This window comes from Actinophytocola sp. (assembly GCF_045807065.1).
In the GTDB taxonomy this organism is placed as follows: domain Bacteria; phylum Actinomycetota; class Actinomycetes; order Mycobacteriales; family Pseudonocardiaceae; genus Actinophytocola.
Map to the genome: position 1 here is coordinate 1 of NZ_JBJMIE010000832.1, position 12,928 is coordinate 12,928.

Here is a 12,928-nt window from a genome sequence, read left to right on the forward strand (position 1 = left end):
GGGATGATGCTGGCGGTGCTGCTCCTGCGGGCCGGCCTGTCCGTGACCGTGCTGGAGAAGCACGCCGACTTCCTGCGGGACTTCCGCGGCGACACCGTGCACCCGACCACCCTCGACCTGCTCGACGAGCTGGGGCTGGGTGCCGAGTTCGCGAAGCTGCCGCAGCGCCACGTCCAGCAGGTCGGGTTGCCGACGGCGGCGGGCATCGTGCAGTTCGGCGACTTCACGCAGCTGAAGGGCCCGCACAACTACATCGCGATGGTGCCGCAGTGGGACCTGCTCGACCTGCTGGCCGACGCCGCGAAGCAGGAGCCGACGTTCACGCTCCGCATGGAGACCGAGGCATTCGACCTGGTGCGGGAGCACGGTCGGGTGGTCGGCGTGAGGTACCGGACGACGGACGGTGACGTCGGTGAGATCCACGCGGACCTGACGGTCGCCGCGGACGGCCGTCACTCGGCGCTGCGGAAGGCGGCGAACCTGCGGGTGCTGGACTTCCCCACACCGATGGACGTGTGGTGGTTCCGGCTGCCACGCGAGGAGAACGACCCCAAGGGCATCGTCGGCCTGGTGAGCAGCACGCGTGCGATCGTCATGCTGGACCGCGGCGACTACTGGCAGTGCGCGACGCTGATCCGCAAGGGCTCGGACGCCGAGCAGCGCGAGCAACCGGTGTCGAGCATGGTCGCGGAGATCGCCGAGCTGGCGCCGTGGCTGGCGGACCGGGTGGACGCCGTGCGGTCCTGGGACGACGTGAAGCTGCTCGACGTGCGGGTCGACCGGCTCCCCCACTGGTACCAGGACGGCCTGCTGTGCATCGGCGACGCCGCACACGCGATGTCACCCGTCGGTGGCGTCGGCATCAACCTGGCGGTGCAGGACGCGGTGGCCGCCGCCCGGCTGCTGGCCGCACCGCTGCGGCACGGCACGGTCAGCACCCGCGACCTGGCGAAGGTGCAGCGGCGACGGCTGCTGCCGACCCTCCTCGTCCAGGGTCTGCAACGGTTCCTGCACGCGCGGGTGCTGCGACCGGCGCTGGCCGGCAAGATCGAGATCGCGCGTGCCACCAGGCTGCCGCTGCCGGTGCGCGTCATGCGGCGGTTCCCGTGGTTCCGCCGGATCCCGGCCTATGTCGTGGGCCACGGCCTGCGGCCGGAGCACGCCCCGGCGTTCGCCCGCCGCTAGCACTCGATGACGTTCACCGCGAGGCCGCCGCGGGCCGTTTCCTTGTACTTGACCTTCATGTCCGCGCCGGTCTCGCGCATCGTCTTGATCACCTTGTCGAGGGTGACCACGTGGGTGCCGTCGCCGCGCAGGGCCATCCGCGCGGCGTTGATCGCCTTCACGGACCCCATCGCGTTGCGCTCGATGCACGGGATCTGCACGAGGCCGCCGACGGGGTCGCAGGTCAGGCCCAGGTTGTGCTCCATGCCGATCTCGGCGGCGTTCTCGACCTGCTCCGGCGTGCCGCCCAGCACCTCGCACAGGGCGCCGGCGGCCATCGAACACGCCGAGCCGACCTCGCCCTGGCAGCCGACCTCGGCGCCGGAGATCGACGCGGTCTCCTTGTAGATCACGCCGATCGCGCCGGCGGTCAGGAGGAACCGGACGGCACCCTCCTCGGTGGCGCCGGGCACGAACCGTGCGTAGTAGTGCAGTACCGCCGGGATGATGCCGGCCGCCCCGTTCGTGGGCGCGGTCACCACCCGTCCACCGGAGGCGTTCTCCTCGTTCACCGCCAGTGCGAACAGGTTCACCCAGTCCATGACGCGCAGCGGGTCGGTGGAGAACGGGTCGGACGACAGGTGCTCGTACATCTCGCGTGCGCGGCGGCGGACCTTCAGACCGCCCGGCAGCGTGCCGTCCTGGGTGTGGCCGCGGCGCACGCACTCCTGCATGACGTCCCAGATGTGGGACAGCCCCTTCCTGACCTCGTCCGCCGGCCGCCACGCGGTCTCGTTGGCCAGCATGATCTCGCTCACCGCCAGCCCGGTGCCGCGGCAGTGCGCGAGCAGCTCGTCGCCGGTGCGGAACGGGTACGGGACGGGCGTGTCGTCGACCTTGATCCGGTCGGCGCCCTGGGCGGTCTCGTCGACGACGAAGCCGCCGCCGACGGAGTAGTAGGTGCGGGTCCGCAGCGGGGTGCCGGCGTGGTCGAAGGCCGCGAAGGTCATCCCGTTCGGGTGAAACGGCAGGCTGCGCCGGCGGTGGAGCACGAGCGAGTCGTCGTCGAAGTCGATCTCGTGCCGGCCGAGGAGCCGCAGCCGGCGCGTGGTCCTGATCTTCTCGACGCGCTCGGCGACCGATCCGGTGTCGACGGTCTCGGGCTGCTCACCCTCGAGCCCCAGGAGGACGGCGGGCCCACTGCCGTGCCCGTGCCCGGTCGCGCCGAGCGAGCCGAACAGCTCGGCCCGGACGGTGGCGACGTCGGGGAGCAGCCCGTCGTCGGCGAGCCCGGTGACGAAGGTCCGCGCGGCCCGCATGGGCCCGACGGTGTGTGAACTCGACGGTCCGATGCCGACAGAGAACAGGTCGAACACACTGATCGCCATCAGACCTCCGTGCCGGGCGCGCCTACCCGGCCATGGTAGGTCGCCGCCGGCGGGAGGCGGGGACGCCGGACCGGCCGGCCCACTCGGGGTCCGGCCGGTCCGCCCCCGACCCGCTCCACTGTCCTACCGCCAGGGCCGCCGATCGGCAACTCGAACAGGGGCGTCAGCGCACCTCGTTCACTCCGTCGCGCCGCAGGTCACGATCGGGTGATTCGGGCGGGTGCCGTCGGTCAGGAAGGCGGTCACCGTGGCGTCGCCGCAGGGGTTGCCGTTCTGCAGGTAGGCGTCGTGGCCGCCGGAGTCCACGACGACCATCCGGGCGCGGTGGCCGAGGGCGGCGCGCAGGCGCAGCGCCCCGGCCAGCGGGGTCGCGGGATCGCGGCGGTTCTGCACCATCAGGACGTTCGGCGGGCCGTGGGACGTGATCCGGGTGGCCGGCTCGGCGGGGCGGTACGGCCAGAACGCGCAGGGCCGGATGTTCGCCGGCATGCCCGCGGTCAGCGGGTGGGCCGCCCGGTCGCGGGCGACGTCACCCGCGTAGTCGTGCGCCGGGCCCGGCCACGCGACGTCGTTGCAGGCGGTGGCGGTCTGCACCGCTACCTGGTTCGCGAAGCCGGGTGGCGGTGACGGGACGGGCGGGGCCGGCGCACCGGTGTTCGCCGCGCGGAGGAACACCGCCAGCTGGGGGAACGCCGCGTCCGCGTAGAGCGTGTTGAACATCAGCGCGCGCAGTGTGTTGCCGGTGAGGTCCGGCCTCGGGTGCTCGTCGAGGGCGCTCGTGAGGCGGAGGTACGTGGACCGCACCTCCTCGGGTGTGGTGCCAGGCCGTACTCCCCGGCACGGGCGGCGGCCCACGCGGCGAAGTCCGGGAACCGGTCCTCGGCGCCGAGCGCGAAGTTCGCCTGCCAGCCGCGTGCGACGAGCCGCGGGTCGGGGTCGTCGTTGCTGTCCAGCACGACCCGGTCCGTGTGCGACGGGAACATCGTCGCGTAGACGGCACCGGCATAGGTGCCGTAGGAGGTACCCCAGTAGGACAGGCGCGGCTCCCCCAGCGCCTGCCGGATGCGGTCGATGTCCCTGGCCTCGTCGCGGGTGCTGATGTGCCGGACCAGCGGGCCGCCGTCGCGCACGCACGCGTCCGCCATCCTGCGGGCCCGTTCGGTGGACTCGGTGACGTCGCCGCCCGGCCCCGGCCACGGCAGGAACGCGACCGGGTCGAGGTCCCGCGGGTCGAAGCCGCAGGAGACGGGTGTGCTGGCGCCGACCCCGCGCGGGTCGAAGCCGATGAGGTCGTACCGGTCCAGGACCGACCGCGGGAGCCGGAGTCCCTGCGTGGTCGGCCGGGCGAGGCCCGCACCGCCGGGGCCGCCGGGGATCAGCAGGAGCACGCCCCTGCGCGTGCCGGCCGCGGCCGTGCTGATCCGCGACACGGCCAGCGAGATCCGCTCACCGCCGGGCTTGCCGTAGTCCAGTGGTACTCGCAGGGTCGCGCATTCCTGCCTCGGGTCCAGCACCACGCCGGGCGTGCTTGGGCAGGCACCCCAGTCCAGGCTCGGCCCGGCTCTTCGGTCGTTCTCGGCGGCGGCGGGCGTCGCGACCAACGCGGCGGCAAGGCCGGTGACGAGGATGATTTTCCGCATGAGGGCAAGGGTTCCGGTCCTCCGCACGGCGAGACATCCGGCTGGCCGCAGCAACCGTGGTGGGGCCAGCCCCACCACCCGCACGCTAGGAACTGCAACCTGTTTCAGTTAGCCTCATGGACATGATAGCCACGGTGGTGTGGGGCACGGGCAACGTCGGCCGTGCCGCGATCCGGGCCGTCGCGGCCCATCCGGGACTGGCGCTCACGGCCGTGGTCGTGCACGACCCGGCCAAGGTCGGGCACGACGCCGGCCCGCTCGCCGACCTCGGACGCGAACTCGGGGTCCACGCAACGGATGACGTGGACGCCGTACTCGCGGAAGGCCCCCGGGCGGTCGTGTACGCGGCCTCGGGCGACGTCCGGTTCGACGGCGCGCTCACCGACGTCGTGCGGGCGGTGCGGACGGGCGCGGTCGTCGTCACCCCCGCGCTCTACCCGCTCTACGACCAGCGCAACGCACCGGCGGAACTTCGAGAACCTGTTCTAGCCGCGATCGCCGACGGCGGCGGCTCGCTGTTCGTCTCCGGGGTCGACCCGGGGTGGGGCAACGACGTCCTGCCCGTGCTCGTCAGCGGCTTGGGGTCCACTGTGGACGCAGTACGTTGCCAGGAGATCTTCGACTACTCCACCTACGAGCAGCCCGACTCCGTCCGCCACCTCGTCGGCATGGGGCAGCCCATGGACTACCAGCCACCGATGCTCATGGCCGGCGTGCCGGCCATCGTGTGGGGCGGGCAGGTCCGGCTGATCGCCCGCGCACTGGACGTCGAGGTCGACGAGATCCGCGAGACGCTCGACCGGCGACCGCTCGAGACCGACGTGACCACGAGGACGATGGGTGAGTTCGGCAGGGGAACCCAGGGGGCGGTCCGGTTCGAGGTGCAGGGCATCGTCGGCGGCAAGCCGCGCATCGTGATCGAGCACGTGACGCGCATCCACCCGTCCTGCGCACCCGACTGGCCGCGGCCGCCGAGCGGCGCCGGCGCACACCGCGTGATCATCGAGGGACGGCCGCGGATCGAGGTCACGGTCGAGGCCACCGACGAGGGCGAGAACCGCTCGGCGGGTGGGAACGCCACCGCCGCGGGACGGCTCGTCAACGCCATCCCCTGGCTCGCCAACGCCAAACCCGGGCTCTACGACGCGTTGGACGTGCCCATCCGACCCGGCCACCTCAGGAGAGCGTGATGCGAGTAGACATTCCCGACGGCAAGGACCCCATCGGGTACGTGTGGGGCGAGATGGTGCCCGGCATCGGCGTCGCGGCGGCCCAGTTCTCCCTTGCCGTGTACGCGAACAGCACGCTGGGGCTGCGTGAGTTCGAGGCGGCGCGGCTGCGGATCGCGCAGCTCAACGGGTGCCTGTTCTGCCAGGACTGGCGCACCGAGCGGGACGGCCAGAAGGTCGAGGAGGGTTTCGCCGACGCCGTCACGAACTGGCGCACCACCGACGCGTTCGACGAGCGCACCCGCCTGGCCGCCGAGTACGCCGAGCGGTACGCCACCGACCACCACAACCTCGACGACGAGTTCTGGACGCGCTTCACCGCGCACTACAGCCAGACCGAGATCGTCGAGCTGACCATGAGCATCGGCTCGTGGCTGGCGTTCGGTCGCCTCAACCGCGTGCTCGGCCTGGACACTGCCTGCGTGCTGCCGCCGGTCACAGGTCAGCGGCGATGATCTGCTCGATGTTCCGCTCGGCCAGCGCGGTGATCGTGACGAACGGGTTCACGCTCGTGTTGCCCGGCACCAGCGAGCCGTCCATCACGTACAGCCCCGAGTACCCACGCAGCCGGCCGTAGTTGTCGGTCGCCTTGTCGAGCACGACGCCACCCAGCGGGTGGTACGTCAGGTGGTCGCCCCAGATCTTGTACGTGCCGAACAGGTCCGTGCGGTAGATCGTGCCCTCGGTCGCGTTGATCTTGTCGAAGATGGTCTTCGCCATGTCGATCCCCACCTGCTTCCAGGCGGTCTGCCAGCTCAGGTCGACCCGGTTCGCCGCCGCGTTCCAGGTGAACTGGGCGCGGTTGGGGTTCCTTGTGATCGACAGGTAGAACGACGCCCACGTCTCGATCCCGGTCGGTAGCGGCGCCACCTCCGCGAACGCGCCACCGGCCGTCCAGTTGTCGATGCCCGCGGTCGGGATGGAGGTCTGGACCGAGCCCGTCGGGTCCCAGAGGTGGTTGGCGCGGCCGACCATCACGTTGCCGTTGTCGCCCCAGCCCTTGCCGATCTCGCCGTTGAGGTTCGGCAGGGCGCCGGTGGCCTTCAGCTTGGTCAGCAGCTTGCTCGTGCCGACGCTGCCGGCCGCGAAGAACACCTTGTCGGCCAGGACGGTCTTGGTCGCGGCCACGCTGCCGTCGGTGCCGAGCTGCTCGATGACGACGCGGTAGCTCGTCCCGGCCGGGGTGACCGACGTGACCCGGTGCAGTGTCGAGATCTGCACGCGCCCGGTCGCGCGTGCCTTCGCCAGGTAGGTCTTCTGCAGCGACTTCTTGCCGTAGTTGTTGCCGTACAGGATCTCCCCGGCGACCGCCGACTGGGTCACGGACCCCGCGGCCTCCTGCTTCATGTAGTTCATGTCGTACACGTTGGGCACCAGCGTGAACGCGAAGCCGGACCGCTGCGCCTGCTTGCGGCCGACGCGGGCGTACTGGTAGCAGTCGACGACCTCCCACCACGCCGGGTCCACGGTGTTGACGCCCAGCTCGGCGTTGGCGCGCGGGTAGTACGTCGCGTACATCTCGTCCGGGTTGACCGACGGGAGGATCGCCGGGAAGTTCTCCCGCTTGGGCGTGACCGCCATGCCGCCGTTGACGAGCGAGCCGCCGCCCACACCGCGGCCCTGGTAGACGAGGATGCCGGCGAACTCCTCGGCGTCGAGGATGCCCGTGTACTTCGGCACGTCCTTGTCGATCGGGAAGCCGAGGAAGTTGCTGATCGGCTGCTTCGTCCTGGTACGCAGCCAGTACGAGCGGTAGTCCGGGCTCTTGGTGTTGGCGAAGATCTTGCCGTCGGTGCCCGGTGTGTCCCAGGCCATGCCCATCTCGACCATCTGGACGTCCACCCCGGCCAGGGCGAGTCGCAGCGCCGTGACCGAGCCGCCGTAGCCGGTGCCGATCACCAGCACCGGCACGTGCGCGCCGTCCCCGATCGCGGCCGCGGCTCGACCGGCGAGCGCGGCGGTGGCAATAATAGAACTCGTTCCTACAATGAACGATCTGCGGGTCAGTGGGCTGGAAACCTTTGCAGACGCCGTTGTCTCGGTCATGAGAGCTTCCTCACGCGCGCAGGGATTAGAACAAGTTATACGCAGGAAGCTGGGTCAAGTCACTATTTACTTTGAGTAACTCTCGCGATGGCCCCCTTCTCGAGGGCGACCCACACGGTGCCGTCGGGCGCGACGGCGATGCCGTGTGGCTCGGCCGCCGGGTCGGGCAGGACGTGGGTCTCGATGTCACCGTCGGGTCCGATGCGGCCGATGCGGCCCGCGCCCCACTCGGTGAACCAGCAGGTTCCGTCCGGCGCCGCGGCGATGGCGTGCGGGCGGGCGTCCCGGTCGGGCAGCGGGAACTCGGTGATGCTCCCGTCGACCGCGATCCTCCCGACCTGGCCGGCGAGGATCTCGACGAACCACAGCGCGCCGTCGCCGCCACGGGTGATGCCGACCGGGCCGGCGTCGGCGGTCGGCAGCGGGTAGGTGGTGACGGTGCCGTCGACGGTGATCCGCCCGATCGCGTTGGCCTGGTTGAGGGTGAACCACAGCGCGCCGTCCGGCCCGGCCACGATCATCGACGGGAAGCTGCCCTCGGGCAACGGGAACTCGGCCAGCTCGCCGGCAACGGTGAGGCGACCGACCCGGTGGGTGTGCATGGCCGTGAACCAGATGGCCCCGTCGGGCCCCGCCGCGATGCCGAACGGGCCGCCCGGCGCGTCGAAGCTCGTGACGGTGCCGGCGAGCCGGCCGATCCGGTTGCCCTGCGACTCGGTGAACCACACCGCACTGTCCGGTCCGATCGTCAGCAGCGACGGACCGCCGGACGGATCCAGTTGGTGCCAGGTGAGTTCCTCGCCGCTCAACCGTCCGATCCGCCCGGTGCGAACCTGCGTGAACCACACCGCTCCGTCGGAGCCGACCGTGATGCCGTAGGGCCCTGCCTCGCCAACGGGAATCTCCACAACAGACACGGGTGAGTCTATGCCGGTGCCGCACGGGAGATCGTCAGGGAAACAGAACGATCTTGCCCCGGGTGTGGCCGCGCTCGAGCTCCTCGAAGGCCGCGCGGACCTCGGTCAGCGGGTACATTGCCGCGATCGGCACCTCCAGCTCGCTGGCGGCGACCAGGCCTGCCAGCTCGGCGAGGACCGCCGCGCTCTTGACGGAGCTGCCCTCGGCCCTGACCCCGTACCTCTCCACCGCGGGGAAGTCGGCGACCGTGTCGATCCGTTCCGGCGCCACGCCCAGCTCGACGGCGAGTGCCACGTAGCCGTCGCCGTGGGTGTCGACGAACGCGTCGATTCCGGCGCCGCGCAACCGCTCCGCCAGGCCGTCGCCGTACGCGACGGGCTTCACCCCGTGCGACCTCAGCCATTCGTGGTTGCCCGGCCCGGCGATGCCGAGCACCTCCGCTCCCGTGCGCCTGGCCAACTGGACCGCGATCGACCCGACTCCCCCGGCCGCGCCGGACACCGCGACCGTCTCCCCCGGCCCGGGCGAGACCGCACGCACCGCGGCGTAGGCGGTGGCCCCGGCGATGGCCAGCGAGCCGGCGACCTCCCAGGACACGGCCGGCGGCCTGGGCGTCAGGTTCGCGGCGTCCACGAGGACGTACTCGGCGTGGCTGGCGCGTGCGTCGGTGAAGCCGATGACCTCGTCGCCGACGGCGAAACCCGCCACCGCGGAGCCGAGCTCCGTCACGACGCCGGCCAGGTCGCTGCCCTGCCCGGACGGGAACGCGGCCGGCCACAGGTGGTGCAGCGCACCCTCGCGGATCTTCGCCTCCCCCGGGTTGATCGCGGCGGCCCTGACCCGGACCAGCACCTCGCCCTCGCCCGGCTCCGGAACCGGCACGTCGACCACCCGCAGGACATCCCGGCCGCCGTACTCGTCGAACCGCACTGCCTTCGCCATGCTCGCGACAACACCTCCCGGCCCGTGGATATGCCGGGCTACCGCATCGCGCCGGTGAGCCTGCGGAGCACCTCCCGTGCCACCGCCAGCTCGCCGGCCGTCACGCCCGCCCGCGCCAGCACGGCGGCACGGTCGTCGTCGGAGCGGGAGAACAGCTCGGACAGCGTCTCCCGGCCGAGTGGTGTCAGGCGCATGAGCGGCGAGCGCGCGTGGTCGGGGTTGTCGACCGCCTCGAGGTGGCCGCTGGTGACGAGGTCGCCGGCCACCCGCTGCACGCTCTGCGGCGCCAGCCCGAGCCGCCGCGCCGCGGCGGGTACCGTCCTCGGGCCGTCGGACAGCACGCTGAGCACGTGCCACCGCGCGGCCGTCTGCCCGACCTCGCGCGCCAGGTCCTCGCTGGTCCGCCGGGACAGGCCGGCCAGCTCGTACACGTCGGCGATCAGCAGCCGGTACTCTTCCACTTCTGACAGCATGATGTTACTTTAGCAGCATGCTGTCATTCATCCGAGCCTGGAGCGGCTGGACCACTCCGCAGAACGCGCCCGTCTACGAGGAGTTGCTGACCGGCGCCGTCGCGCCCGGGATCATGGCCCGCGAGATCCCCGGCCTGCGCGAGCTGGTGGTACTGCGCCGAGTGCCGAACGAGGCCGAGGCACACTTCATGACCCTGATGTCCTTCGACGACTGGCGCGCGGTCGAGCGGTTCGCCGGCCCGGACCCGACGGCCTCGTACGTCCCACCGGCGGCCCGTGCCGTACTCGCCCACTACGACGAGCACGCGCAACACTTCGAGCTACGCGGGCGCTACACACGCGGCCGGGTCACCCGGGCTTGATCTCGACGACCTCGTAGGGCACCGGGCCGGCCCCCTCGATGAACTGCCGTATCGCGACCCGGGTCGCCGCGATCACGGAGTCGTGCGCGCCGGCCCGGTCGAGTGCCTCCTTGCCGGCCCAGTGCATGTGGTTGATGACGTGCGTGCCGTCCTTGCTGCACAACAGGTGCATCGACAGCAGGCCGGCGATGTCCGCGGCATCAGCGGCGGCGCGGATGCGGTCGACGAACTGTCGCCGGGTCTCGGGACGGACGCGGAAGACGTTGACAGCGAACAGATCCGGCCGGTCGGCCGAGGGGATGATGAGCACGCCCATCAGGCTAGGTGCCTAAAAGTGGCTGATGTGTAACACTTAGCGGATGAGTTCCCCGCCTCGCCGGCGCGCCGCACGCAGCGACGCCCTGCGCAACGACGAGCACATCCTGCGGACGGCCGCCCGCGTGCTGGCCGAGGATCCCCGGGCCACCATCCAACACATCGCCGACGAGGCCGGCGTGGTGCGGCTGACGGTCTACCGCCGCTACCGCAACCGCGACGCCCTCCGCCGGGCCATCTTCGACGCCGCGGCCGCGCAGGCCCACCAGGTGATCACCGACGCGCGGGACCGCGACCTCGACCCGGTCGCCGCCCTGCGCGCGCTCATCGTCGAGATGGCCGCGATCATCCAGCGCTACCCCGTGCTCGCGGTGTCCACGGAGTGGCAACCCAAGCCCGCGGACGCGTACCGGCCGTCCCCGCCATCACCGGCCCGGCGCATGCACCAGGCAGTGTTCGCGCTGGTCAAGCGTGGGCAGCGCGAGGGCGTCCTCCGTGCCGACCTGCCGCCGGAACTCCTCCCCCAGGCAATCACCGGCACACTGCACATCGTCACCCGGTTCGCCCGCAGCCTCCACGCCGACCCCGCGAACGTCGGCAGCCAGGTGGCGGACCTCCTCCTCGACGGCTTCAAGGAGAGTTGCCCGTGCGCAAGCTCATCGAACTGACCCACGTCTCCCTGGGTGGCGAGATCGACAGCCCCGGCGAATGGGGCATGCCCTACCTGGACGACGACCATTTCACGTACTCGACGGACCTCCTGCTCGGCGCGGACGCACTCCTGCTGGGCAGGAGGACCTACGAGGGCCTGTCGGCGGCGTACCCCGCGATGGACCCCACCCCGCTCGTCACCCGCATGAACACGATCCCGAAGTACGTCGCGTCCCGCACCCTGACCAGGGCCGACTGGAACGCGACGGTGATCGACACCGACGTGGTCGAGTTCGTCAGCGAGCTGAAGAGCCAGCAGGGCAAGGACATCCTCAAGTACGGCAACGGCGCCTTGAGCGCGACCCTGTTGCGCCACAACCTGATCGACGAGTTCCACCTGCTGCTCACGCCCGTGGCCGTGGGCAGGGGCCACCACCTGTTCGAGGAACTGGACGGCGCCCCGGCGCTGACCCTGGCCGCGACACGCCAGTTCGCCAGCGGTGTCCTTGCCCTCGTCTACACCCCCGCGGCTACATCCGTTCGAGCAACCGCTCGATGATCTTCTTGGCCGGCTGGATGAGCACCGCGCTCGTGACGACCAGCGCGCCGATCATCACCAGTCCGATGACGTTGGACACGTCGACGGCCGCCGCGAGCCGGTCGTCGGGCGCGCGGAGGAGGACGTACGCCCTGACCACCGCGGCGACGACCATGATCGAGCCGAACGACGTCGTGAGCAGCCGCTGCCACATGCGGTAACGAGGCACCTCCTGCCACGCCAACTCGAACGCGCGTTCCCGTTTCGGGTCACCGAAAGTCGCCATGGCGGACGTGGTGAGGTGCGTCAGCGGTGCCCGGCGGAGAAGTGTGACGAGGCAGAAGACGCCGCCGACGAGCACGTAGACCGGCTCGCGAAGGGCGGCCACGCGCGCGCTCCGCGTCACCAGCGAGAAGGTGAGCGTCGCGACCAGTTCGACGAGCACCAGCAGCCCGATCATGTCCAGCCGCCGTCGGCGCGCGGTGACCACCACGACCACCACGGCGACGGCGACGGCCGGCGCCGTGAGCGCCCAGAACACGCCGACCCCGAAGGCCCGCAGGAGGTAGTAACCACCGATGGACAGGGCGAGTTCCAGCAGGGTCGACAGCAGGCCGCCGACCTTGGGTTTCTGCGCGACTGATGACATCACAACCTCCTAGTCCACCACAGACTAGTACAGTACGTCCTATGGCAGCTAGCGGACACCTCTCCCCCGTCGCGATCGCGGTACTGGCACTGCTGGCCGAGCAGCCGATGCACGCCTACCGCATGCAGCAGTTGATCAAGGAGCGCGGCGTCGACATCGTGGTGAACGCACGCACCCGGTCCGGCCTGCACGCCGCCATCGACCGCCTGGCACGGGACCACCTGATCCGCGTACACGCCGTCGAGCGCGACACGCCCTATCCGGAACGCACCGTCTACGAACTGACGCCGACCGGCCACGAGGCCCTGCTCACCGCCCTACGGGAGGGTGTGGCCACGCCGGCACGGGAGTTCCCGCTCTTCCCGGCCGCGGTGTCCTTCCTGCACCTGCTGAGCCCGGAGGACGCGCGCCGGCAGCTGGAACGCCGGACCGAGGCGCTGGAACACCAACTGGCGGCCACGGACGCGGTCATCACCGCGTCGGTCGACTACGGGGTCCCCCGGCTGCACCTGCTGGAGCACGAGTACCTCAGGTCCGTCACCACCGCGGAACTGGCCTGGATCCGCACGGTCACCCAGGCCATCGCCGACGGCACCCTGACCTGGCCTCCTCA

16 protein-coding genes are annotated in these 12,928 nt (G+C 71.0%); 7 read left to right on the forward strand and 9 right to left on the reverse strand.

The features are described from left to right. Positions 1-1,185: FAD-dependent oxidoreductase (locus ACJ73U_RS48060; protein WP_407784511.1), on the forward strand; the 1,185-nt coding region annotated here is incomplete at its 5' end. Here ACJ73U_RS48060 and ACJ73U_RS48065 read toward each other — a convergent pair. From ACJ73U_RS48065 to ACJ73U_RS48075, 3 genes are all read right to left on the reverse strand, one after another. Then, on the reverse strand, positions 1,182-2,552 hold the full coding sequence (locus ACJ73U_RS48065; protein WP_407784512.1) for an L-serine ammonia-lyase: 1,371 nt from the start codon (positions 2,550-2,552) through the stop codon (positions 1,182-1,184). The genes ACJ73U_RS48060 and ACJ73U_RS48065 overlap by 4 nt on opposite strands. Positions 2,553-2,729: 177 nt before the next feature. Continuing rightward, entirely contained in the window at positions 2,730-3,356 is a 627-nt protein-coding gene (locus ACJ73U_RS48070) for an alpha/beta hydrolase (RefSeq protein ID WP_407784513.1), read from the reverse strand. Further along, positions 3,272-4,192 (reverse strand): alpha/beta fold hydrolase, encoded by a 921-nt coding sequence (locus tag ACJ73U_RS48075; RefSeq protein ID WP_407784514.1) that lies wholly within the window; start codon positions 4,190-4,192, stop codon positions 3,272-3,274. Before ACJ73U_RS48075 ends, ACJ73U_RS48070 begins: the two co-directional genes overlap by 85 nt. Before the next feature lie 122 nt (positions 4,193-4,314). On the opposite strand from ACJ73U_RS48075, the gene ACJ73U_RS48080 reads away from it, so the two are divergent. Beyond that, positions 4,315-5,382: a dihydrodipicolinate reductase gene (locus ACJ73U_RS48080; protein ID WP_407784515.1), complete on the forward strand. Its 1,068-nt coding sequence runs from the start codon at positions 4,315-4,317 to the stop codon at positions 5,380-5,382. Continuing rightward, positions 5,382-5,876 carry a carboxymuconolactone decarboxylase family protein gene (locus ACJ73U_RS48085; RefSeq protein ID WP_407784516.1) on the forward strand — a complete coding sequence of 165 codons (495 nt, stop codon included), beginning with the start codon at positions 5,382-5,384 and terminating at the stop codon, positions 5,874-5,876. The genes ACJ73U_RS48080 and ACJ73U_RS48085 overlap by 1 nt, the downstream gene beginning before the upstream one ends. Here the strand turns inward: ACJ73U_RS48085 and ACJ73U_RS48090 are convergent. From ACJ73U_RS48090 to ACJ73U_RS48105, 4 genes are all read right to left on the reverse strand, one after another. Then, a complete protein-coding gene (locus ACJ73U_RS48090; RefSeq protein ID WP_407784526.1) occupies positions 5,857-7,389 on the reverse strand; it encodes a GMC oxidoreductase in 1,533 nt (510 codons plus the stop codon). The two genes, ACJ73U_RS48085 and ACJ73U_RS48090, sit on opposite strands and share 20 nt — an antisense overlap. Positions 7,390-7,529: 140 nt before the next feature. Next, a complete protein-coding gene (locus ACJ73U_RS48095; protein ID WP_407784517.1) occupies positions 7,530-8,384 on the reverse strand; it encodes a virginiamycin B lyase in 855 nt (284 codons plus the stop codon). Between the two features lie 34 nt (positions 8,385-8,418). Continuing rightward, the gene (locus ACJ73U_RS48100) at positions 8,419-9,327 is read right to left on the reverse strand and encodes an NADP-dependent oxidoreductase (protein ID WP_407784518.1); all 909 of its coding nucleotides are present in this window, start codon (positions 9,325-9,327) and stop codon (positions 8,419-8,421) included. Between the two features lie 38 nt (positions 9,328-9,365). Next, positions 9,366-9,800 (reverse strand): MarR family winged helix-turn-helix transcriptional regulator, encoded by a 435-nt coding sequence (locus tag ACJ73U_RS48105; RefSeq protein WP_407784519.1) that lies wholly within the window; start codon positions 9,798-9,800, stop codon positions 9,366-9,368. Positions 9,801-9,817: 17 nt separating this feature from the next. Here ACJ73U_RS48105 and ACJ73U_RS48110 point away from each other — a divergent pair, with 17 nt between their 5' ends. Next, a complete protein-coding gene (locus ACJ73U_RS48110; RefSeq protein WP_407784520.1) occupies positions 9,818-10,162 on the forward strand; it encodes a hypothetical protein in 345 nt (114 codons plus the stop codon). On the opposite strand, the gene ACJ73U_RS48115 is transcribed toward ACJ73U_RS48110, so the two are convergent. Next, on the reverse strand, positions 10,149-10,472 hold the full coding sequence (locus ACJ73U_RS48115; protein WP_407784521.1) for an antibiotic biosynthesis monooxygenase: 324 nt from the start codon (positions 10,470-10,472) through the stop codon (positions 10,149-10,151). The two genes, ACJ73U_RS48110 and ACJ73U_RS48115, sit on opposite strands and share 14 nt — an antisense overlap. A gap of 49 nt (positions 10,473-10,521) precedes the next feature. Here ACJ73U_RS48115 and ACJ73U_RS48120 point away from each other — a divergent pair, with 49 nt between their 5' ends. Then, the gene (locus ACJ73U_RS48120) at positions 10,522-11,145 is read left to right on the forward strand and encodes a TetR/AcrR family transcriptional regulator (protein ID WP_407784522.1); all 624 of its coding nucleotides are present in this window, start codon (positions 10,522-10,524) and stop codon (positions 11,143-11,145) included. Beyond that, the gene (locus ACJ73U_RS48125; RefSeq protein ID WP_407784523.1) at positions 11,124-11,687 is read left to right on the forward strand and encodes a dihydrofolate reductase family protein; all 564 of its coding nucleotides are present in this window, start codon (positions 11,124-11,126) and stop codon (positions 11,685-11,687) included. The genes ACJ73U_RS48120 and ACJ73U_RS48125 overlap by 22 nt, the downstream gene beginning before the upstream one ends. On the opposite strand, the gene ACJ73U_RS48130 is transcribed toward ACJ73U_RS48125, so the two are convergent. After that, positions 11,659-12,315: a VC0807 family protein gene (locus ACJ73U_RS48130; RefSeq protein ID WP_407784524.1), complete on the reverse strand. Its 657-nt coding sequence runs from the start codon at positions 12,313-12,315 to the stop codon at positions 11,659-11,661. The two genes, ACJ73U_RS48125 and ACJ73U_RS48130, sit on opposite strands and share 29 nt — an antisense overlap. A 41-nt stretch (positions 12,316-12,356) precedes the next feature. Between ACJ73U_RS48130 and ACJ73U_RS48135 the strand changes: the two genes are divergently transcribed. Next, positions 12,357-12,928, forward strand: a 572-nt coding sequence (locus ACJ73U_RS48135) for a PadR family transcriptional regulator (protein WP_407784525.1), incomplete at its 3' end; no start/stop codon positions are given.